Below are 22,832 nucleotides of genomic sequence, written 5' to 3'. Positions count from 1 at the left end.
GACGCATGACGGCACGACCCGCGAACGCGCATCAGGCCCGGCTGCTCAAGCTGTTGCGTGACGGAGGACCCAACTCCCGTGCGCAACTGGGCGATCAGGTCGACCTGTCACGGTCCAAGCTGGCAGTGGAGGTGGACCGACTGCTGGAGACGGGCCTGATCGTGGCCGACGGACTCGCCGCCTCCCGCGGCGGGCGCCGCTCCCACAACATCCGGCTCGCCCCCAACCTGCGTTTCCTCGGCGTGGACATCGGCGCGACCTCGGTCGACGTCGCCGTCACCAACGCCGAACTGGAGATCCTGGGACACCTCAACCAGCCCATGGACGTCCGCGAGGGCCCGGTCGCGGTCTTCGAGCAAGTCCTGTCCATGGCAGCAAAGTTGAGAGCCTCGGGGCTCGCGGAGGGTTTCGACGGCGCCGGCATCGGCGTCCCGGGGCCGGTCCGCTTCCCCGAGGGCGTTCCGGTGGCTCCGCCGATCATGCCGGGCTGGGACGGCTTCCCCGTACGGGAGGCGCTCAGCCAGGAACTCGGCTGCCCGGTCATGGTCGACAACGACGTGAACCTGATGGCGATGGGGGAGATGCACGCGGGCGTCGCACGCTCCGTGGGCGACTTCCTCTGCGTCAAGATCGGTACCGGCATCGGCTGCGGCATCGTCGCCGGCGGTGAGGTTCACCGCGGGGTGACGGGCAGCGCGGGCGACATCGGGCACATCCAGGCCGTGCCCGACGGCCGCCCGTGCGCCTGCGGCAACCGGGGCTGCCTGGAAGCCCACTTCAGCGGGGCGGCCCTCGCCAGGGACGCCGTGGAGGCCGTCGAGCAGGGGCGCTCCGAGGCACTCGCCGCACGGCGCACGGCGAACGGCGCTCTGACCGCGGTCGACGTCGCCTCCGCCGCTGCCGCCGGCGACCCCACCGCCCTCGACCTGATCCGTGAGGGCGGCAACCGGACCGGCCAGGTCATCGCCGGCCTGGTCTCCTTCTTCAACCCCGGCCTGGTGGTGATCGGCGGCGGAGTCACCGGCCTCGGCCACACCCTGCTCGCCGCGATCCGCACCCAGGTCTACCGCCAGTCCCTTCCGCTGGCGACCGGCAACCTACCCATAGTTCTGGGGGAGTTGGGCCCCACCGCCGGAGTCATCGGCGCGGCCCGGCTCATCAGCGACCACCTGTTCTCACCCGCCTGAGCACTCGAATCCGTCAGGCATCCCAGTACGGCGCCCTGCTTCGCCCTGCCCTGCTTCGCCCTGCCCTGAATCCGGCCCGCACGCCCGCCAAGGGGACCTCATGGCACCAGAACCACCGCTGCTCAGCATGTCCGGCATCACCAAGTCGTTCCCCGGAGTCCGGGCCCTCGACGGCGTCGACCTCGACGTCCAGGCCGGCGAAGTGCACTGTCTGCTCGGCCAGAACGGAGCCGGGAAGTCCACCCTCATCAAGGTGCTGGCCGGCGCCCACCAGCCCGACACCGGCCGCCTGCGCTGGCGCGGCGAGGAGGTCGCCCTGCGCTCGCCGATCGCCGCCATGCGCCTCGGCATCGCCACCATCTACCAGGAACTCGACCTGGTGGAGCACCTGTCCGTCGCCGAGAACGTCCACCTGGGCCATGAACCCACCACGGCCGGGTTCGTCGTACGCGGCAAGGCGGCCCGTCAGTCCACCGCCGCGCTGCTACGACGACTCGGGCACCCGGAGATCGATCCGGCGCGCCTGGTCGGGGAGTTGCCCGCGGCGCAGCAGCAGATCGTGTCCATGGCGCGGGCCCTTTCCCACGACGTACGGCTCATCGTGATGGACGAGCCGTCCGCCGCCCTCGACCCGGACGAGGTCGACAACCTCTTCCGGATCGTCGGCGACCTCACCGCCGAGGGCGTCGCCGTCGTCTACATCTCCCACCGCCTGGAGGAGATCCGGCGGATCGGCGACCGGGTGACGGTCCTCAAGGACGGCCGGGCCGTCGCGGTCGGACTGCCCGCCAAGTCGACGCCGACGCGAGAGGTGGTGGCGCTGATGACGGGCCGGAACGTCGAATACGTCTTTCCGGAGCGGCCGACGGCTCCCGCACAAGGGGAGAGGCCGCTGCTGGAGGTCCAAGGACTGTCCCGCCAGGGCGAGTTCGAGCCACTTGACCTCGTGATCCACCCCGGGGAGATCGTCGGACTCGCCGGGCTCGTCGGCTCGGGACGATCCGAGATCCTGGAGACGGTCTACGGCGCCCGCAAGCCCACCGCCGGTCATGTCTCCGTGAACGGACGGGCGTTGAAGCCCGGCAGTGTCCGCGCCGCCGTCCGCGCCGGGATCGGGCTCGCCCCCGAGGAACGCAAGGCGCAGGCCCTGCTCATGCTGGAGTCGGTCACCCGCAACGTGTCCGTCTCCTCCATGTCCCGCTTCTCCAGGGCCGGTTGGATCGACCGGCGTGCCGAACTCGGCGCGGCCCGGGCTGCGACCCGCGAACTGTCCCTGCGGCCCGACAACCCTTCCGTGCCGATCCGCACCCTTTCCGGCGGCAACCAGCAAAAAGCCGTCCTGGCCCGCTGGCTGCTGCGCGGCTGCCGGGTCCTGCTGCTCGACGAACCCACCCGGGGCGTCGACGTCGGAGCCCGCGCCGAGCTGTACGCGGTCGTCCGGCGGCTCGCCGACGAAGGGCTGGCCGTACTGCTGGTCTCCAGCGAGGTCCCCGAGGTGCTCGGCCTCGCCGACCGTGTCCTGGTGCTCCGCGAGGGCCGTGTCGTCCACCGGGCGCCCGCCCGTGAGCTCGACGAACACCGTGTACTCGACCTCGTCATGGAAGGAAGCCCGGCGTCATGACGCAGCATGTGTCCCCGCCCAGGGGGAGCGCCGACAAAGTGCCTTCGGTGAGCGAATCGTCCGCCTGGCGAGGGGTGTTCGCCCGCGCCGACGTCCGTACCCTCTCCCTCCTCGGTGTGCTCGCCGTACTGGTCCTCATCGGCGGGATCACCAAGCCCGACGAGTTCCTCGACACCCGCAACCTCCAACTCGTCCTCACCCAGGCCTCGGTGATCGGTGTCGTCACCGTCGGCATGACCTTCGTCATCACCTCCGGCGGTATCGACCTCTCGGTCGGCGCGATCGTCGCCCTCGCCTCGGTGTGGGCCACCACCGTCGCCACCCAGGAGTACGGCTTCGCGGGCATCCTCTTCACCGCGGTGATCGTCGGCGTCGGCTGCGGCCTGGTCAACGGGCTGCTCATCGCGTACGGCGCCATGGTCCCCTTCATCGCCACCCTCGCCATGCTCGCCTCGGCCCGCGGACTCGCCCTGCAGATCACCGACGGCAGCACGCAGGTCGTCACCGTCAACAGCGTGCTGGATCTCGGGGAGCGCGACGCGTACGTGCTCGGCATCCCTCCGCTGGTCCTCGTCTTCGCGGTCGTGACGATCATCGGCTGGCTGGTGCTGAACCGCACCACCTTCGGCCGGCGCACCGTCGCCGTCGGCGGCAACGCCGAGGCCGCCCGGCTCGCCGGCATCGACGTCCGTCGGCAGCGCCTCTACCTCTACCTGCTGTCCGGACTGTGCTGCGGCATCGCCGCCTTCCTGCTGATCATCCTGTCCGGCTCCGGCCAGAACACCAACGGCAACCTCTACGAGCTCGACGCCATCGCCGCCGCGATCATCGGCGGAACCCTGCTCAGCGGGGGACGCGGCACCATCACCGGCTCCGTGCTCGGCGTCCTGATCTTCACCACGATCACCAACATCTTCGCCCTGAACAACCTGCAGAGCGACGTCCAGCAGATCGCCAAGGGCGCGATCATCGTCGCCGCCGTGCTGGTCCAGCGCCGTACCGCAAGCACGACCTGAGGAAAGGGTTCACCGCCATGCCACAGCACACGAGCCGCTTCACCAGTCGCAGAGGTCTGCTCTTCGGGACCGCCGCCGTCGGGGCCGGTGCCCTCCTCGCAGGTTGCACCAGCAATGACTCCGGCGACGACGAGCCGGCCGCGAACGACCAGCCCGCGGCCTCCGACTCGCCCGGCAAGCCCGTCACCATCGGCTTCGCCGGACCGCAGGCCGACCACGGCTGGCTCAACGCCATCAACGACAACGCCAAGAACCGGGCCAAGAAGTACTCGGACGTCACCCTGGAGATCACCGAGGGCTCCAACGACACCGCCCAGCAGATCGGCCAGATCGAGACCCTGATCAACAAGAAGGTCGACGTGCTGGTCGTCCTGCCCGCGGACGGCAAGGCCCTCACCCAGGTCGGCCTCAAGGCGATGCGCGCCGGGATCCCGGTCGTCAACCTCGACCGCATCTTCAACACCCCGCAGGCATACCGCTGTTGGATAGGCGGCGACAACTACGGCATGGGTCTCAACGCCGGCCACTACATCGGCCGGAAGCTCAAGGGGAAGTCGAACGCCAAGGTCATCGAACTGGCCGGACTCGACAACCTGGAACTCACCAAACAGCGCACCAAGGGCTTCGACGACGCCCTGAAGAACTACCCCAACGTGCGGAAGGTGGCCCGGCAGGCCGCCGAGTTCACCGTGGAGTCCGGGCAGGCCAAGATGGCCCAGCTCCTCCAGGCCCAGTCGAACTTCGACGCGCTGTGGAACCACGACGACGACCAGGGCGTGGGCGCGCTGCGCGCCATCGATCAGGCCGGCCGCGGCGACTTCCTGATGGTCGGCGGCGCGGGCGCCCTGTCCGCCTTCCAGGCCATCAAGCAGGACAACGGCGTTCTCAAGGCGACCGTCCTCTACCCGCCGACCATGGCCGCCTCCGCGATCGACCTCGCCCGCTCCCTCGGCCAGTCCAAGGGCATCGGCGGCCTCGCCGAGTTCGAGATCCCGGCCTCGCTCACCCTCTACTCGGCCGTCGTCGACAAGACCAACGTCGACCAGTACATGTCCACCGGCTTCAAGTGAGGCGACCCGACCCGGGACCTGCCTTACCGGCCGGGCCGGCCGCGAGCGGCAGCACGCCCCGGCCGGCCCGGTCCGAGGGGCGGGTCCCAGGAGCCCGGTTCGTCGACGGACCGGGCTGCACCCCCCACCGCGCCACGACGACGAGGAGGACATCGCGCATGGCACAGCCGCAGCAGTCAGAAGGGGCCGAGGTGCCGCCGCTCCGGGTCGGCATGGTCGGCTACGCCTTCATGGGCGCCGCCCACTCCCAGGGCTGGCGGACCGTCGGACGCGTCTTCGACCTGCCCCGCCGCCCGGTGCTGGCCGCGGTCTGCGGACGGGACGCGGACGCCGTGCGCCGGGCAGCCGACCGGCACGGCTGGGCGGCCGCCGAGACCGACTGGCGGGTGCTGATCGAGCGCGACGACGTCGATCTCGTCGACATCTGCACCCCCGGCGACAGCCACGCCGAGATCGCGCTCGCCGCGCTCGCAGCGGGCAAGCACGTGCTGTGCGAGAAGCCCCTCGCGAACACCGTCGAGGAAGCCCAGGTGATGACCCGGGCCGCCGAAGAGGCCTTCGAGCGGGGCCAGTTGGCGATGGTCGGCTTCAACTACCGCAGGGTGCCCGCCACCGCGCTGGCCCGCCGGATGGTGGCCGAGGGGCGGCTCGGCAGGCTGCGGCACGTCCGGGTGACCTACCTCCAGGACTGGCTCGTGGACCCGCAGTTCCCGCTGACGTGGCGGCTGCGCAGGGAACAGGCGGGCTCGGGCTCGCTCGGCGACCTCGGCGCGCACATCATCGACCTCGCGCAGTACCTGGCGGGAGAGCCACTGGCCGGAGTCTCCGCCCTGACCGAGACCTTCGTACGGGAACGGCCGTTGGCCGAGGGCACCGTCAAGGGCCTGGCCGCCGTCTCCGGGACCGGCACCGGCCAGGTCACCGTCGACGACGCCGCCCTGTTCACCGGACGCTTCACCTCGGGCGCCCTCGCCTCCTTTGAGGCCACCCGCTACGCCACCGGCCGCAAGAACGCGCTGCGCATCGAACTCAACGGTGAGCACGGCTCGTTGGCCTTCGACCTGGAACGCCTCAACGAACTCTCCTACCACGACGCCACGGAACCCGCGGCGCACGCCGGCTTCCGCCGCATCCTCGTCACCGAGCCCGACCACCCCTACCTGGACGCCTGGTGGCCGCCGGGTCACGGCCTCGGCTACGAGCACACCTTCGTCCACCAGGCCCGCGACCTCGTCCACGCGATCGCCGAGGGCCGCCGCCCCGAACCCTCCTTCGCCGACGGCCTCCAGGTCCAGCGCGTGCTCGCGGCCGTCGAGGAGAGCGCCGAGAAGAACTCCGTCTACACCCCGATAGCCGTCTGAGGAGGCTCCGAGAGATGCCGCGCAAGTTCACGCTCTTCACCGGCCAGTGGGCCGACCTCCCCCTCGAAGAGGTCTGCCGCCTCGCCCGCGACTTCGGCTACGACGGGCTCGAACTCGCCTGCTGGGGCGACCACTTCGAGGTCGACAAGGCGCTCGCCGACCCGGCGTACCTTGACTCCCGGCACGCGCTCCTCGACAAGTACGGCCTCAAGTGCTGGGCGATCTCCAACCACCTGGTCGGCCAGGCCGTCTGCGACGCCATCATCGACGAACGCCACCGGGCCATCCTGCCCGGCGAGGTGTGGGGCGACGGCGACCCCGAAGGCGTCCGGCAGCGTGCCGCGAACCGGATGAAGGACACCGCGCGGGCCGCCCGTGCCTTCGGCGTCGAGACCGTCATCGGCTTCACCGGCTCCGCCATCTGGCACCTGGTCGCCATGTTCCCGCCCGCCCCCGAGTCGATGATCGACCGCGGCTACGAGGACTTCGCCGAACGCTGGAACCCCATCCTCGACGTCTTCGACACGGAGGGCGTGCGGTTCGCGCACGAGGTCCACCCGAGCGAGATCGCCTACGACTACTGGACAACTCAGCGGGCCCTGGACGCCGTTGGGCGCCGGGCCGCCTTCGGCCTCAACTTCGACCCCTCCCACTTCGTGTGGCAGGACCTCGACCCGGTGGGCTTCCTGTGGGACTTCCGCGACCGGATCTACCACGTCGACTGCAAGGAAGCCCGCAAACGCCTAGACGGCCGCAACGGCCGCCTCGGCTCCCACCTGCCCTGGGGCGACCCGCGCCGCGGCTGGGACTTCGTCTCCGCAGGCCACGGCGACGTCCCCTGGGAGGACGTCTTCCGCATGCTGCGCTCCATCGACTACCAGGGCCCGATCTCGGTCGAGTGGGAGGACGCCGGCATGGACCGGCTCCAGGGCGCACCCGAGGCACTGAACCGACTCAAGGCATACGACTTCGAGCCCCCGTCGGCCTCGTTCGACGCGGCGTTCGGCGGCAACGAATGAGCCGCACCGGTCCGGCGATCACGGAGTAGGCCCCACCGCTGGGGCAACGAGCAAGCCGCACTGGTCAGTTCCGGGATGACGGCGCATCCCGGCGTACCCGCACCCACCCGTACGACCGGCCCCTTTCGGGAGGCATCCGTGCACGGGAAAGACCGCACCACCGTGACCGACAGAATCGAGACCCACAGACGACGCGCCCCCTGGCGCAGAGCGGCGGCCCTGCTCACCGGCTTCCTGCTGGCCGGCGCCTCCCTCACCCTCGCCGCTCCCCAGGCCGGCGCAGCCGTCGCCGGCGAAGGAGCCGCCGGCGCGGCCGCCGCCGAGGACTTCCAGCAGGTCACCCTCGCCAAGGGCGAACCCGAGGTCGGCGAGCCCATGTCGCTCGCCGTTCTCCCGGACCGCTCGGTCCTGCACACCTCCCGCGACGGCGAACTCCGCATCACCGACGCGGCCGGCACCACCCGCCTCGCAGGCAAGCTCGCCGTCTACTCCCACGACGAGGAGGGTCTCCAAGGCGTCGGCGTCGACCCGCAGTTCACCACCAACCGCTTCATCTACCTGTACTACGCACCCCCGTTGAACACTCCCGCGGGCGACGCCCCCGAGACCGGCACCGCGGCCGACTTCGCCCCCTTCGACGGCGTCAACCGGCTCTCCCGGTTCGTCCTGAAGACCGACGGCACCCTCGACGCGGCCAGCGAGACGAAGATCATCGACATCCCCGCCACCCGCGGCATCTGCTGCCACGTCGGCGGTGACATCGACTTCGACGCGGCCGGCAACCTCTACCTGTCGACGGGCGACGACTCCAACCCCTTCCAGTCCGACGGGTTCACGCCCATCGACGAGCGGGCCAACCGCAACCCGGCCTTCGACGCCCAGCGCACCGCCGGCAACACCAACGACCTGCGCGGCAAGATCCTGCGCATCAAGGTCAACGCCGACGGCTCCTACGCCATCCCCGACGGCAACCTCTTCGCACCCGGCACGGACAGGACCCGGCCCGAGATCTACGCCATGGGCTTCCGCAACCCGTTCCGCTTCAGCGTCGACAAGCAGACCGGGATCGTCTACGTCGGCGACTACGGCCCCGACGCCGGCGCCGCCGACCCGGCCCGAGGCCCCGCGGGCCAGGTCGAGTTCGCCCGGGTGACCGGCCCCGGCAACTTCGGATGGCCGTACTGCACGGGCGACAACGACGCCTACGTCGACTACGACTTCGCCACCGGCACCTCCGGCGCCTCCTTCGACTGCGCCGCGCCGAAGAACAACTCCCCGCACAACACCGGCCTGACCGACCTTCCCCCGGCGCAGGCCGCCTGGATCCCCTACGACGGCGGATCGGTACCGGAGTTCGGCACCGGCTCCGAGTCCCCGATGGGCGGCCCGGTCTACCACTACGACGCCTCGCTCGACTCACCGGTCAAGTTCCCCGAGGCCTACGACGGCGACTTCTTCGCCGGGGAGTTCGGCCGCCGCTGGATCAAGCGCATCACCAGCGACGCCGACGGCACCGTCCAGTCGATCAACGACATCCCCTGGACCGGCACCCAGGTGATGGACATGGCCTTCGGCCCCGACGGGGCGCTGTACGTCCTCGACTACGGCGTCTCCTGGTTCGGCGGCGACGAGAACTCCGCCCTGTACCGCATCGAGAACGCCACCGACGGCCACTCCCCGGTCGCGCAGGCGGCGGCCGACCGTACCTCCGGACAGGCACCGCTGCGGGTGCGGTTCTCCTCCGAGGGCACCAGCGACCAGGACGGCGACGCCCTCACCTACCGCTGGGACTTCGGCGACGGCGGCACGTCCACCGCGGCGAACCCGACGCACAGGTACAGGAAGAACGGCACCTACACCGCGACCCTGACCGCCGAGGACCCCTCGGGCCGCACCGGCAGCGCGAGCGTGCAGATCGTCGTCGGCAACACCGCGCCCAAGGTGATCCTCGAACTCCCCAAGAACGGGCAGCTGTTCAGCTTCGGGGACACGATCCCCTTCAAGGTGCGCGTCAGTGACCCCGAGGACGGCCGGCCCATCGACTGCGCCAAGGTCAAGGTCACCTTCGTCCTCGGCCACGACAGCCACGGCCACCCCGTCACCTCCGCCGACGGCTGCACCGGCACCCTCCAGACCAGCGCCGACGGCGGCCACGACGAGGACGCCAACATCTTCGGCGTGATGGACGCCGAGTACACCGACAACGGTGGCGGCGGCCAGGCCCCGCTGACCACGCACGACCAGAGCGTCCTGCAGCCCAGGCACCGCCAGGCCGAGCACTTCGGCACCGGCTCGGGCGTCTCCGTCATCGCCAAGGACACGGCACACGGCGGCAACACGGTCGGCGACATCAACAACGGCGACTGGATCTCCTTCACGCCGTACGTCCTCGGCAACGCCAAGTCACTCACCGCGCGCGTCTCTTCGGGCGGTTCCGGCGGCACGCTGGAGATCCGTGCGGGGTCCGCGACCGGCACCCTGCTCGGCAAAACGACCGTGCCGGTGACCGGCGGCTGGGAGACCTTCCAGGACGTCACCGCCGACCTGTCCCGCGCCCCAAGGGACACCACCACGCTCTACCTGGTCTTCAAGGGGACCGGCACCGGCGCCCTGTTCGACGTGGACGACTTCACCTTCACCACCGGCTGAGAGGAGGGGCTCGCATGAACACAACCGGACGATGGACGACGGCAGTTGTGGGAGCCGCCCTGCTCCTCGGGTGCGTCTCCCAACCCGCCGCGTCACACCCTGCGGACACCGAACGGGTGCTGGTCTTCTCCAAGACGGCCGGCTTCCGCCACGACTCGATCCCCGAAGGCGTCGCGGCGGTGAAGCAGCTCGGTGAGACCGACGGCTTCACGGTCGACGCCACCGAGGACGCGAGCGCGTTCACCGCGCGGAACCTGCGCCGCTACGACGCTGTCGTCTTCCTCTCCACCACCGGCGACGTCCTCGACCCCGCCCAACAGCGGGCCTTCGAGGGCTACATCCGGCACGGCGGCGGATACGTCGGCATCCACGCGGCCGCCGACACCGAGTACGACTGGGCGTTCTACGGCGGCCTCGCCGGCGCCTATTTCCAGTCGCACCCGGCGATCCAGCCCGCCACCGTGGTGGTCGAGGACCGCGCCCACCCGTCCACGTCAGAGCTCTCTCCGACGTGGAACCGCACCGACGAGTGGTACAACTACCGCTCCAATCCCCGCGAACGGGTCCACGTCCTGGCCGCCCTCGACGAGTCGTCGTACACCGGCGGCACGATGAACGGCGACCACCCGATCGCCTGGTGCCAGGACTACCAGGGCGGCCGAGCCTTCTACACCGGCCTCGGCCACACCAAGGAGTCGTACGCCGATCCCGCCTTCCGCGGCCACCTGCTGGGCGGAATCCGGTACGCGACCGGCCACACACAGGCCGACTGCCGGCCGGAGAACGGCTATCGCCCGCTCTTCGACGGCACCGCCGAGTCGCTGGCCGACTGGAAACAGGCGGGCCCGGGCTCCTTCACCCGCTCCGACGACGGCACACTCACCTCGTCCGGCGGCATGGGGATGCTCTGGTACCCCGGCCAGGACCTCGGGTCGTACTCCCTGAAGCTCGACTGGAAGATGGCGAGCGCCTCCGGGGACGACAACTCCGGTGTGTTCGTGGGCTTCCCGCCCTCGGACGACCCCTGGTCCGCCGTGGACAACGGCTACGAGATCCAGATCGACGCCACCGACGTACCCGAGAAGACGACCGGGTCCGTCTACGGCTTCCGCTCCGCCGACCTGAAGAAGCGCGACCGCGCGCTGAACCCGCCGGGGGAGTGGAACACGTACGAGATCCGCGTGGAGGGCGAACGCCTCCGCGTCTGGCTCAACGGCGTGAAGATCAACGATTTCACCAACACCGATCCGGCCCGGAGTCTGCGTGACGGGCACGTCGGCATCCAGAACCACGGAGCCGACGACCAGGTGTCGTTCCGCGACATCCGGATCAAGGAACTGCCCGTCAAGGGCGACTGAGCGGCGGCGGGCGGGGGACGCCGGACTCCCGCCCGCCGTCTTTCCCCCTCACTTCTGGGGTTCGCACACGACGCGTTCGACAAGGAGGCTGCCCATGTCCGCGTCCGATTCCGTACCGCGTGTCGGCGTCTGGCTGATCGGGGCCCGAGGTTCCGTCGCCACGACGGTCGTCGCGGGCTGCGCCGCCATGGCCGCGGGTCTGCACCCACCGACGGGCCTGATCACCGAGACCCCGCCCCTCACCGGGAGCGGCCTGCCCGACCTGTCCGCCCTGGTCTTCGGCGGCCACGACACCGTGGACTGCCCCCTGCCCAAACGGGCCGAGGCCCTCGCGGCGGGCGGCGTCCTGCCCCACGGTCTGCCGGCCGCGGTGAGCGCCGAACTCGCCGCCGCCGAACGGGAGATCAGGCCCGGCGGGCCCCTCCCCGGCGACTCAAGGACCGAGGAGGACCTGATCGCCGCCTTCGCCGCGGACATACGGTCCTTCGTACGACGCGGCCGGCTGGCGCGCGCGGTGGTGGTGAACGTGGCCTCCACCGAACCCGCCCCCACCGGCGACGCCCTGCCCCCGAGCTCCCTGTACGCCGCGGCGGCCCTGCGCGCAGGGTGCGCGTACGTGAACTTCACGCCCTCCACGGGCATGCACCACCCCGCTCTCACCCAAGCGGCCAAGTCCTCCGGCCTGCCCCACGCGGGCCGTGACGGCAAGACCGGCCAGACCCTGCTCCGGTCCGTCCTGGGCCCGATGTTCACCCAACGCGCCCTCACGGTCCGGGCCTGGTCCGGCACCAACCTTCTGGGCGGCGGCGACGGAGCCTCCCTCGCCGACCCCGCGGCCGCCGCGGCGAAGAACGCCGGCAAGGAACGCGTCCTGGCCGACACCCTCGCCACCACCCCCGAGGGAGAGGTCCACATCGACGACGTCCCCGCCCTCGGCGACTGGAAGACCGCCTGGGACCACATCGCCTTCGACGGCTTCCTCGGCACCCGCATGATCCTCCAGACCACCTGGCAGGGCTGTGACTCCGCCCTGGCCGCCCCCCTCGTACTCGACCTGGCCCGCCTGACCGCTCGCGCCCACGAGAGGGGACTGTCCGGCCCGCTGAGCGAACTGGGCTTCTACTTCAAGGACCCGGTGGGGCAAGGGCCTGCGGGACTGGGGGAGCAGTACGCGGCACTGGTGAGGTTCGCGGAACGCCTTCGGGCAAGTCCTGCCGACGGCGGTACGCGGAGCCACACCGAAGGTCGTTCGGGGGAGGAGCAGCGGTGAGGGCGAGCAGGGCAGCGGAGGACGCCCTGCCCGAGGAGACGGGTGAGCCGACGGCACCCTCCACCACGACCTCCCTCCAGGGCGCCTCCCGGCACACCGCACCACAGACCCCAGTACACACCGACCGCCCGCGCGCCCACGCCTGGGCTGAACTCCTGCGCCTGCCCGCCCTGTTCACCGTCCCCGGCGACGCCCTCGCCGGAGCGGCGGCAGCCTCGGTACGACCCACCTCCCGCACCCTCCTCGCCATCGCGTCCTCCCTCTGCCTCTACGAGGCCGGCATGGCCCTCAACGACTGGGCCGACCGCGACGTGGACGCCGTGGAACGCCCCCACCGCCCCCTCCCCTCCGGCCGTGTCCACCCCACGTCGGCCCTCGGCGCGGCCTGCGCCCTCACCGGCGCGGGCCTCACCCTGGCGGCCTGCGCGGGCCGCCCCGCCCTCACGATCGCGGTGCCGCTCGCGGCCACGGTCTGGGCGTACGACCTGGCCCTGAAGGACACCCCGGCAGGACCGTTCGCCATGGCGACGGCACGAGGCCTGGACCTGCTGCTCGGCGCGGCAGCGACAGCCGGGGGTGGGGGCGTGGGCGCGGGAGTGGGCCAGAGGAACGCCGTGCCAGGCGGGACCTGGACCCGGGGCCCTCTGCCGCCGGGTTCCGTGCTCGGCAACGTCGAGACCGTCCCCGCAGCCGCGCTGCCTGGTGTCCGGCAGGTTCTGCCTGCAGCCGCGCTGCCTGGCGTCCGGCAGGCCCTGCCCTCCGCCGTGCTGCTCGGTGCCCACACCCTCGCCATCACCGCCGTGTCCCGCCGCGAAGCCCAGGGCGGTTCAGCGCTGGCTCCCTTCGCAGCGCTCGCCGCGACGGCCGTGCTGACACGGACTGTGACCCGGCGGCGTCCGCTGCCATCGGACCGGACCGACGCGAGCCGACGCGGTCCCGGATCGCGCGACTCTGCGGGCCCACCCCGCGTTGCGGACCTGGCCGCCGCAGCGGTGTCCCGCCTGCCTCGCCGTCCGCGACGGCCCGGCGCCGACTCCGAACCCCTCGACACGCACGCAGCCCTGCGTCTCGCCCTCGCCGCCGCCTACGCAGCCACCACAGCGCGTTCCTACCTCCACGCCACCCTCAACCCCTCACCCCCGCTCACCCAACGAGCCGTCACCGCCGGCATCCGGGCCACGATCCCCCTCCAGGCCGCCCTCGCCGCCCGCTCGCGCACGAAGAGCGCGACCGTCACAGCTCTGCTCACCACCGCCCTCGCCCCCCTGGCCGGACGCTTCGCGAGAAAGGTGAGCGTCACATGACCGACCCCCTCTCTCCACGCCGGCACCGGCCCTCTCCGAGCCCCGGCGACAAGACGGCCCCCGTCGCCCGACCCAGGACCGCTCCGGAACCCGGCGCCACCCCACTCCGCTTCGGCTACGGCACCAACGGCCTCGCGGACCTCCGCCTGGACGACGCCCTGACCCTGCTCGCCGACCTCGGGTACGACGGTGTCGGTCTGACCCTCGACCACATGCACCTGGACCCCCTCGCCCCCGACCTGGCCGCCCGCACCCGTCGCCTCGGCCGCCGGCTGGACGCGCTCGGACTGACGGTCACCGTCGAGACGGGCGCCCGCTATGTGCTCGACCCGCGCCGCAAACACGGCCCGTCGCTGCTCGACCCCGACCCGGACGACCGAGCCCGCCGTGCCGACCTGCTGCTCCGGGCCGTCCAGGTCGCCGCCGACCTCGGCGCGCACGCCGTGCACTGCTTCAGCGGCGTCACCCCGACGGGCACGGACCCGGACACGGCGTGGAAACGCCTGGCCGAGACCCTCACCCCCGTCCTGGACACCGCCACCGCCACCGGCGTCCCCCTCGCCGTCGAGCCCGAACCGGGCCATCTCCTCGCCACCCTCGCCGACTTCCACCACCTGCGCACCACCCTCGGCGACCCGGCGGCCCTCGGCCTGACCCTCGACATCGGCCACTGCCAGTGCCTCGAACCCCTCCCACCCGCCGACTGCGTACGCGCCGCCGGCCCCTGGCTGCGGCACGTCCAGATCGAGGACATGCGCCGAGGCATCCACGAACACCTCCCCTTCGGCGACGGCGACATCGACTTCCCGCCGGTCCTCGCCGCCCTTGCCGACACCGGCTACCAGGGCCTCACCGTCGTCGAACTGCCCCGCCACTCCCACGCGGGCCCCCATTTCGCCGAACGCTCCCTCCCGTTCCTCCGACAGGCAGTGGCGCTCTCACAAGGAAGCACTCCATGACCCACCCCTCTGCCCACCAGGCAACCCCCGCGGCGGACACCCAGGGCACCACCCTCGCCCGAACCCCGCCGCACGACCTGCACAACCACCTTGCCGACCGCCTCGGCGAAGCCGCCCGCGTCTGGCTCGACCGAGCCCTCGACGAGGCCGCCGAACACCCCGGCGCCCACGGCCCCATCTCCGTGTGGGAGCTGCGCCTCGCCGAGGCCGGACGCCGCTGCGGCCCCGAACACGCCGACGCCGCCCGCATCCTGATCCTGCACGCCGCCCGCGCCGACACCGACGCCCTGACCCGCGTCTATACCCAGGGCACCGCCGCCGAACGCCGCGCCGTCCTGCACGCCCTGCCCCACCTCGTGCCCGGCCCGCAGGCCCTCCCGCTCGTCGAGGACGCCCTGCGCACCAACGACACCCGCCTCCTGGCCGCCGCCGTCGGCCCCTACGCCGCCCGCCACCTCGCCGCCCACCACTGGCGGCACGCCGTCCTGAAGTGCCTGTTCACCGGCGTGCCCGTGACCGAGGTGGCCGACCTGGAGCGCCGGGCCCACGCCGACGCCGAACTCGCCCGCATGCTCGGCGACTACGCCGCCGAACGCACCGCCGCGGGCCGTCCCGTGCCCGCGGACCTGCACCGCGTCCTGACCCTGACCGACCCCACCGCCACCCCACCCGCGCCGGCCGCCGACCACGGCCCGAACAGCGCGGACGGCACCCACGGCAAGGAGTCCTGATGCGCATCTTCGACCCCCACATCCACATGACGTCACGGACCACCGACGACTACCAGGCCATGCACGACGCCGGTGTGCGCGCCGTGGTCGAACCCTCCTTCTGGCTGGGCCAGCCCCGCACTTCTCCCGCCTCCTTCCTCGACTACTTCGACTCCCTGCTGGGCTGGGAGCCCTTCCGCGCCGCCCAGTACGGCATCGCCCACCACTGCACCCTCGCCCTGAACCCCAAGGAGGCCAACGACCCGCGCTGCGTCCCCGTCCTCGACGAACTGCCCCGGTATCTCGTCAAGGACCAGGTCGTCGCCGTCGGCGAGATCGGCTACGACTCCATGACGCCGGCCGAGGACACCGCCCTCACCGCCCAGCTCCAGCTCGCCGCCGACCACCAGTTGCCCGCGCTCGTCCACACCCCGCACCGCGACAAGCTCGCGGGCCTGCGCCGCACCCTCGACGTCGTCCGTGAATCCGCCCTGCCGGTCGACCGCGTCCTGGTCGACCACCTCAACGAGACCACCGTCAAGGAGGCCAAGGACAGCGGCTGCTGGCTCGGCTTCTCCGTCTACCCCGACACCAAGATGGACGAGGAGCGCATGGTGGCGATCCTGCGCGCGTACGGCCTCGATCAGGTCCTGGTGAACTCCGCCGCCGACTGGGGCCGCAGCGATCCCCTCAAGACCCGCAAGGTCGCAGAACTCATGCTCGCCGAGGGCTTCAGCGAGGACGACGTCGACCGCGTGCTGTGGCGCAACCCCGTCGCCTTCTACGGACTCAGCGGCCGCCTCGACCTCACCATCGCCGCCACCGACGCCACCCACGAGGGCAACTCCATCCTCCGCGGCGGGGCGTGAGCCATGCGCTTCCGCCACCCCGACGGCACCACCGTCCACCTCGCCTACTGCACCAACGTCCACCCCGCCGAGACCCTCGACGGCGTCCTCGCCCAGCTCCGCGACCACTGCGAGCCCGTCCGCCGCCGCCTCGGCCGCGACCGCCTCGGTATCGGCCTGTGGCTCGCCCGCGACGCCGCCCGCGCCCTGGTCAGCGACCCCTCCGCACTGCGCGACCTGCGCTGTGCGCTCGACCGCCGCGGCCTCGAAGTCGTCACCCTCAACGGCTTCCCCTACGAGGGCTTCGGCGCCGAGGAGGTCAAGTACCGCGTCTACAAGCCGGACTGGACCGACCCCGAACGCCTCGACCACACCACCGCCCTGGCCCGCGTCCTGACCGGGCTCCTGCCCGACGACGTCACCGAGGGCAGCATCTCCACCCTGCCGCTGGCCTGGCGCACGGCCTACGACGACGGGAGCGCCGACAAGGCCCGCACCGCCCTGCGCACCCTCGCCGAACGCCTCGACGCCCTCCAGGAGCTGACCGGCCGCTCCATCCGCGTCGGCCTCGAACCCGAACCCGGCTGTGTCGTCGAGACCACCGCCGACGCCGTCGCCCCGCTGACCGCGATCGCCCACGACCGCATCGGTATCTGCGTCGACACCTGCCATCTCGCCACCTCCTTCGAAGACCCGCACACCGCACTGGACGGGCTCACCGCCGCCCGCGTCCCCGTCGTCAAGTCCCAGCTCTCAGCCGCCCTGCACGCCGAACACCCCCACCTTCCCGAAGTCCGCGAGGCCCTCGCCGCCTTCGACGAACCCCGCTTCCTGCACCAGACCCGCACCTCCACCGCCGCGGGCCTGCGCGGTACCGACGACCTCGGCGAAGCCCTCGCCGGCGACACCCTGCCCGACGGGGCACCCTGGCGCGCCCACTTCCACGTCCCCCTGCACGCGGCCCCCGCCGCACCCCTCACCTCCACGCTCCCCCTACTCAAGTCCGCCCTCACCCGGCTCGTCGGCGGCCCGCACCCGCTCACCCGCCACCTGGAGGTCGAGACCTACACCTGGCAGGCCCTCCCACCCGCCTTGCGGCCCCGCGGCCGCACTCAGCTCGCCGACGGCATCGCCGCCGAACTCACCCTCGCGCGCGAGCTGCTGACGGACCTCGGCCTGAAGGAGCTGCCATGAACCACCAGCCCCCGGAGGCGGCACCGACCCCTCTCCTCGTCCTCGACGTCGTCGGCCTCACCCCCCGTCTCCTCCACCACATGCCCCACCTCAAGTCCCTCGCCCAGTCCGGCTCCCACGCCCCGCTCGGCACCGTCCTGCCGGCCGTCACCTGCGCCGCCCAGTCCACCTTCCTCACCGGCACCCACCCCAGCGAGCACGGCATCGTCGGCAACGGCTGGTACTTCCGCGAGCTCGGCGACGTACTCCTGTGGCGCCAGCACAACGGTCTCGTCGCCGGCGACAAGCTGTGGCACGCCGCCCGGCGCGCGCACCCCGGCTACACGGTCGCCAACATCTGCTGGTGGTACGCCATGGGCGCCGACACCGACTTCACCGTCACCCCCCGTCCCGTCTACTACGCCGACGGCCGCAAAGAACCCGACTGCTACACCCGCCCCCCGGCCCTGCACGACGAACTCACCGAGAAACTCGGCACCTTCCCCCTCTTCCACTTCTGGGGACCCGGCGCGGACCTCGTCTCCAGCCAGTGGATCATCGACGCGACCCGCCACATCATGGGCACCCGCCACCCCGACCTGACCCTCTGCTACCTCCCTCACCTCGACTACGACCTGCAACGCTTCGGCCCCGACGACCCGCGCTCCCTCAAGGCCGCCGCCGACCTGGACCGGGCGCTGGCCCCGCTCCTGGACGACGCCCGCGCGGAAGGCCGTACCGTCGTCGCGCTGTCCGAGTACGGCATCACCCGCGCGGACCGGCCCGTCGACATCAACCGCGCCCTGCGCCGCGCCGGACTCCTGGACGTGCACACCCAGGACGGCATGGAATACCTCGACCCGATGGCGTCCCGCGCCTTCGCGGTCGCCGACCACCAGATCGCCCACGTCTATGTGCGCCGCCCCGAGGACCTGGGCGCCACCCGAGCCGCCCTCGACGGCCTGCCCGGCATCGAGCACCTCCTCGACGACGAGGGCAAGAAGGCTCACCACCTCGACCATCCGCGCTCCGGCGAACTCGTCGCCGTGGCGGAGCCGGACGCATGGTTCACGTACTACTACTGGCTCGACGACGACCGCGCGCCCGACTTCGCGCAGCTGGTCGAGATCCACCGCAAACCCGGCTACGACCCGGTCGAACTGTTCATGGACCCGCTCGACCCCTACGTCAAGGTCAAGGCGGCCACCGCGCTGGCCCGCAAGAAACTCGGCCTGCGCTATCGCATGGCGGTCGTGCCCCTCGACCCGTCACCTATTCGCGGCAGCCACGGCCGCCTCCCCGGGAGCGACGACGACGGTCCGCTCCTCATCTGCTCCACCCCCCGCGCAGTCGGCGACCGCATCGCGGCCACCGACGTGAAGTCACTCCTGCTCCGACTGGCCGGCCTTTCCTGACTGGTCACCAGTGAAGCACCCACCACTGACAACGCCCTTCGACCCCGAGGAGTCCCCGACATGAGCCGCATGTTCCAGCCCGACCCCGAACTCACCCACCGCCTCACCAGACGAGGCATGCTCGGCGTGGCCGCCGGCGCCACCGCGGCCGCGCTGCTGGGTTCCACCGCGGTCCCGGCGGCCGCCACCACCGAAGCCACCGACAAGACGTCCGGCCGCGGCCGCCCCGTCCTGCCCCCCGGCCGCCTCGGCATCCAGCTCTACAGCCTCCGCGACAAGGTCTCCACGCTCGGCTTCGCCCCCGTCTTCGCCGAACTCGAGAAGTACGGCTACGACGAGGTCGAGTTCGCCGGCTACACCCAGGGCTCGGCCGGACCGATCACCCTCGCCCGGCTCAAGCGCCTGGCCCGCGACCACGGCCTGAACCCGATCGGCAGCCACGTCGGCTACTACTCGGACGACCCGAACGCCTACACCTTCGCCCAGAACCTCACCAAGGTCCTCGACGACGCCCAGGCCCTCGGCCTCAAGCACATCGGCACCGCCTCGGGACCGTTCCGCTACGGCTCGACCGTCGACGCGTGGAAGCGTGCCGCCGAGGAGTTCAACACCTACGGAGCCGCGGCGAAGGCACGCGGCATGAAGTTCTACCAGCACAACCACTCCGAGGAGTTCTCCTTCGCCACCGACAACCCCAAGGTCCGCCTCTACGACGTGCTGCTCAGGGAGACCGACCCCGACCTGGTGTTCCTGGAGATGGACATCTTCTGGGCGTACTCCGGCCAGTTCCGCTTCTCCAAGCGGCCCGACGGCACCCCCGCCCCCTTCGAACCCCTGAACTACGTCCTCAGGCAGCCCCACCGCTACCCGCTCTTCCACGTCAAGGACGGGGTGAGCGACCCGGCCAACACCTACGGCTACCGCATGACCGACGTCGGCGACGGCGACATCGACTACCAGAAGTTCATCTCCGCCGTGACCCGGCTGCGGGGCGAGCGCCTGGCCCATCACTGGCAGGCCGAGCACGACCAGCCCGCCGAGTCGTTCACGTTCGCCCGCCGCTCCAGCGCCTACCTGCACTCGCTGCGGGAGAAGTGCTGACCACACACGACAGAAACGGGACCCCGAGGGCGCAGGGGGCGCTCCCCGCCCTTCGGGGTCCCGCCGTCGTGCAGCGGAAGAGACCGTCAGCCCTGCACGGCCGCGACGGCCGCCAGAGCGATGCGGTCCTCGCCCGCGTACACGTTCATGGAGGGGCCGCGCAGGAAGCCGACCAGGGTCAGGCCGGTCTCGGTGGCGAGGTCGACGGCGAGGGAGGAGGGTGCGGAGACGGCCGCCAGGAGGGGGATGCCGGCCATGACGGCTTTTTGTGCGAGTTCGAAGGAGGCGCGGCCGGAGACGAGGAGGAGGGTGCGGGACAGGGGGAGGTTGCCGTGTTGGAGGGCGCGGCCGATGAGTTTGTCGACGGCGTTGTGGCGGCCGACGTCTTCGCGTATGTCGAGGAGGTGGCCGTGTTCGGTGAAGAGGGCGGCGGCGTGCAGGCCGCCGGTTCGGTCGAAGACTTGTTGGGCTGCGCGGAGTTGGTCGGGGAGGCTGGCGAGGAGTTCGGGACTGACACGGACCGGGGGTGTGTCGTGGATGGGCCAGTGGGTGGTGGTGGTGACGGCGTCGAGGCTGGCTTTGCCGCACAGGCCGCAGGAGGAGGTGGTGTAGACGTTGCGTTCGAGGGTGATGTCGGGGATGGCGACGTGGGTGGCGGTGGTGACGTCGACGATGTTGTAGGTGTTGGTGCCGTCTGTGGTGGCGCCGGCGCAGTAGACGATGTTCTGGAGGTCGTGTTGTTGGGCGAGGACGCCTTCGCTGACGAGGAAGCCGGTGGCGAGGGCGAAGTCGTCGCCGGGGGTGCGCATGGTGATGGCGAGGGGTTTGCCGTTGAGGCGGATTTCGAGTGGTTCCTCGGCGACCAGGGTGTCCGGGCGGGAGGAGAGGGCCCCGTCGCGGATGCGGATCACCTTGCGTCGTTCCGTGACTCGTCCCATGTCCGGTCTCACCTCCGTATCGCCACGACGGGCGTCTTCTCGACAGGCATCTTCTCGATCCGGATCGCAGCGGCCTGGAACTCCACGGTCCCCGCGATCGGACAACCAGCCCTTCGCGCGCCACGGTTGGCGTCCGTCCCGTCCGGCGGACGGCCGGTCATGAACGCCAGACCGGGCCGCAGCGCGGGATCCACCCACACCGGCGCCGTCGTCGAGCCCCGCCGGGTGGCGACCCGCACCTCTTCGCCGACCACCACGCCGTAGCGCTCGGCGTCCTCCGGACTCAGCTCGACACAGTCGGTCCGCCGCAGCGGCGACCCCGAACCACCCTTCTGGACAAGGGCGTTGTACGACTCCGTACGGCGCCCCTCGGTGAGCCGGACCGGAAACTCCTCGTCCGTCAGATCGACGGGAGGGGAGTGCCGGACCAGGTGGAAAGGGGTCCGCCCCGCTCGACCGTCGTGACCGCGGCCGGTGAGCAGCGACAGGTCGATCAGCGCGCGGACCTCCTCGTGCCCGGTGCCGACGAATGCCCGCAACGGCTCGCCGCGTGCGAAGGTGTGCGCCAACTCCCGCACGACAGCGGCCGGTACGCCCGTCACCTTCACCGCGAGCGACACCGTCCACGGCCCGACGAGCTGCCTGTACTCCTCGAAGCCGGAGGTGGAGCGCTCGATGAACGCCCGGTCGGCCAGCCCCGCCCGGATGATCTCCCGGCCGATCGCATGGGCCAACGCGACCCCGGTGCCGGCGTTCGGCCGGATCCGCGGTGACGGCGCGACGGCGTGGGTGCCCGGTTCCGTCATGCGGCGGACCGGAGCGCGAGGAGGTCGGAAAGGGCGTGGACGGTGCGGAGCGTGGGCACGTCCACACCGGTGATCTCCGCCAGCTCGATGACGGCGGTGAGCAGGACGTCGAGTTCCAGGGGCTTGCCGCGCTCCAGGTCCTGGAGCGTGGAGGTGCGGTGGTCGCCGACGCGCTCGGCGCCGGCGAGACGGCGTTCGATGGAGACACCGACGGTGCAGCCGAGCGCCTCGGCGACCGCGAGGGTCTCGGCCATCATCGTCTCGATGACCTTGCGGGTGCCGCCGTGCAGGCACATCTGGCGCATGGTGGCACGGGCCAGCGCGCTGATGGGGTTGAAGGAGATGTTGCCCAGCAGCTTGAGCCAGATGTCGTCCCGCAGGTTCGGCTCGACCGGGCACTTGAGCCCGCCGGCCTGCATGGCCTCGCTGAAGGCCTGACACCGGGGCGAGAGGCTGCGATCGGGCTCGCCGACCGAGAACCGGGTGCCTTCCAGGTGCCGTACGACACCCGGCCCCTCGAGCTCGGTCGCCGCGTAGACGACACACCCGATGGCCCGCGAGGGAGCGAGCACCGCGCTGACCGCGCCGCCCGGGTCCACGCTTTCGACGCGGTGGCCGTCGTGCGGGCCGCCGTGCCGGTGGAAGTACCACCAGGGGATGCCGTTCTGGGCCGCGACGACCGCGGTGGCGTCGGAGAGAAGGGGTTCGATGAGCGGCCCGCACGCCGCGTACGAGTTGGCCTTCAGACCGAGGAAGACGTAGTCGACCGGGCCGATCTCGGCCGGGTCGTCGGTGGCGTGGGCACGGGCGGTGAAGTCACCGCGCGGGCTGAGGACTTGGACACCGTGCTCCCGCATCGCCGCCAGATGCGGACCGCGGGCGATGAGATGGACGTCGGCACCGGCGCGGTGGAGTGCCGCGCCGACGTAGGCACCGATGGCTCCGGCGCCGAGGACTGCGACTTTCATGGGTGGAAGCTCCGTTCGGTGAGGGTGACCGAGGAACTGCCGACTTTGTCGACTGGATA

18 protein-coding genes and 1 pseudogene are annotated in these 22,832 nt (G+C 71.4%); 16 read left to right on the top strand and 3 right to left on the bottom strand.

Translation table 11 applies throughout. The features are described 5' to 3' along the window. Positions 1-5 precede the first annotated feature (5 nt). From D1369_RS06625 to D1369_RS06550, 16 genes are all read left to right on the top strand, one after another. The gene (locus tag D1369_RS06625; protein ID WP_037901996.1) at positions 6-1,187 is read left to right on the top strand and encodes an ROK family transcriptional regulator; all 1,182 of its coding nucleotides are present in this window, start codon (positions 6-8) and stop codon (positions 1,185-1,187) included. 100 nt (positions 1,188-1,287) lie between these two features. Next, on the top strand, positions 1,288-2,808 hold the full coding sequence (locus D1369_RS06620; protein WP_007385930.1) for a sugar ABC transporter ATP-binding protein: 1,521 nt from the start codon (positions 1,288-1,290) through the stop codon (positions 2,806-2,808). After that, positions 2,805-3,824, top strand: coding sequence for an ABC transporter permease (locus D1369_RS06615; RefSeq protein WP_007385931.1), 1,020 nt, complete (start codon positions 2,805-2,807; stop codon positions 3,822-3,824). The genes D1369_RS06620 and D1369_RS06615 overlap by 4 nt, the downstream gene beginning before the upstream one ends. Before the next feature lie 17 nt (positions 3,825-3,841). Beyond that, positions 3,842-4,894 carry a substrate-binding domain-containing protein gene (locus tag D1369_RS06610; protein WP_007385932.1) on the top strand — a complete coding sequence of 351 codons (1,053 nt, stop codon included), beginning with the start codon at positions 3,842-3,844 and terminating at the stop codon, positions 4,892-4,894. Positions 4,895-5,052: 158 nt separating this feature from the next. Then, on the top strand, positions 5,053-6,255 hold the full coding sequence (locus D1369_RS06605) for a Gfo/Idh/MocA family oxidoreductase (RefSeq protein WP_007385933.1): 1,203 nt from the start codon (positions 5,053-5,055) through the stop codon (positions 6,253-6,255). Between the two features lie 14 nt (positions 6,256-6,269). Then, positions 6,270-7,274, top strand: coding sequence for a sugar phosphate isomerase/epimerase family protein (locus D1369_RS06600; RefSeq protein ID WP_007385934.1), 1,005 nt, complete (start codon positions 6,270-6,272; stop codon positions 7,272-7,274). Between the two features lie 138 nt (positions 7,275-7,412). Further along, positions 7,413-9,923 (top strand): PQQ-dependent sugar dehydrogenase, encoded by a 2,511-nt coding sequence (locus D1369_RS06595; protein ID WP_037901999.1) that lies wholly within the window; start codon positions 7,413-7,415, stop codon positions 9,921-9,923. Positions 9,924-9,937: 14 nt separating this feature from the next. After that, positions 9,938-11,281 carry a ThuA domain-containing protein gene (locus D1369_RS06590; RefSeq protein ID WP_118082328.1) on the top strand — a complete coding sequence of 448 codons (1,344 nt, stop codon included), beginning with the start codon at positions 9,938-9,940 and terminating at the stop codon, positions 11,279-11,281. Between the two features lie 94 nt (positions 11,282-11,375). After that, on the top strand, positions 11,376-12,551 hold the full coding sequence (locus D1369_RS06585; RefSeq protein WP_007385937.1) for an inositol-3-phosphate synthase: 1,176 nt from the start codon (positions 11,376-11,378) through the stop codon (positions 12,549-12,551). Then, positions 12,548-13,855, top strand: a complete 1,308-nt coding sequence (locus D1369_RS06580; protein WP_118082327.1) for an SCO3242 family prenyltransferase — start codon at positions 12,548-12,550, stop codon at positions 13,853-13,855. Before D1369_RS06585 ends, D1369_RS06580 begins: the two co-directional genes overlap by 4 nt. Next, positions 13,852-14,814, top strand: coding sequence for a sugar phosphate isomerase/epimerase family protein (locus tag D1369_RS06575; protein ID WP_118082326.1), 963 nt, complete (start codon positions 13,852-13,854; stop codon positions 14,812-14,814). The genes D1369_RS06580 and D1369_RS06575 overlap by 4 nt, the downstream gene beginning before the upstream one ends. Next, entirely contained in the window at positions 14,811-15,545 is a 735-nt protein-coding gene (locus D1369_RS06570) for an EboA domain-containing protein (RefSeq protein WP_007385938.1), read from the top strand. Before D1369_RS06575 ends, D1369_RS06570 begins: the two co-directional genes overlap by 4 nt. Next, positions 15,545-16,393 (top strand): TatD family hydrolase, encoded by an 849-nt coding sequence (locus tag D1369_RS06565; protein WP_037902003.1) that lies wholly within the window; start codon positions 15,545-15,547, stop codon positions 16,391-16,393. Before D1369_RS06570 ends, D1369_RS06565 begins: the two co-directional genes overlap by 1 nt. A gap of 3 nt (positions 16,394-16,396) precedes the next feature. Further along, on the top strand, positions 16,397-17,566 hold the full coding sequence (gene eboE / locus D1369_RS06560; RefSeq protein WP_007385940.1) for a metabolite traffic protein EboE: 1,170 nt from the start codon (positions 16,397-16,399) through the stop codon (positions 17,564-17,566). After that, positions 17,563-18,960 (top strand): nucleotide pyrophosphatase/phosphodiesterase family protein, encoded by a 1,398-nt coding sequence (locus D1369_RS06555; RefSeq protein ID WP_007385941.1) that lies wholly within the window; start codon positions 17,563-17,565, stop codon positions 18,958-18,960. The genes eboE and D1369_RS06555 overlap by 4 nt, the downstream gene beginning before the upstream one ends. Positions 18,961-19,020: 60 nt before the next feature. Beyond that, positions 19,021-20,061: a sugar phosphate isomerase/epimerase gene (locus D1369_RS06550; protein WP_037902005.1), complete on the top strand. Its 1,041-nt coding sequence runs from the start codon at positions 19,021-19,023 to the stop codon at positions 20,059-20,061. An 86-nt stretch (positions 20,062-20,147) separates the two neighbouring features. Here the strand turns inward: D1369_RS06550 and fdhD are convergent, their stop codons facing one another. From fdhD to D1369_RS06535, 3 genes and pseudogenes are all read right to left on the bottom strand, one after another. Then, positions 20,148-20,999 (bottom strand): formate dehydrogenase accessory sulfurtransferase FdhD, encoded by an 852-nt coding sequence (gene fdhD, locus D1369_RS06545; RefSeq protein ID WP_007385943.1) that lies wholly within the window; start codon positions 20,997-20,999, stop codon positions 20,148-20,150. An 8-nt stretch (positions 21,000-21,007) separates the two neighbouring features. Then, positions 21,008-21,754, bottom strand: a pseudogene (locus tag D1369_RS06540) (molybdopterin dinucleotide binding domain-containing protein); the annotation flags it as partial. 47 nt (positions 21,755-21,801) lie between these two features. Further along, positions 21,802-22,773 carry a 2-dehydropantoate 2-reductase gene (locus D1369_RS06535; protein WP_007385945.1) on the bottom strand — a complete coding sequence of 324 codons (972 nt, stop codon included), beginning with the start codon at positions 22,771-22,773 and terminating at the stop codon, positions 21,802-21,804. Positions 22,774-22,832: the final 59 nt, after the last annotated feature.

Origin of the sequence: Streptomyces sp. CC0208 (assembly GCF_003443735.1) — a bacterium.
Classification (GTDB): domain Bacteria; phylum Actinomycetota; class Actinomycetes; order Streptomycetales; family Streptomycetaceae; genus Streptomyces; species Streptomyces sviceus.
This window is presented reverse-complemented; position numbering and strand designations above follow the sequence as displayed.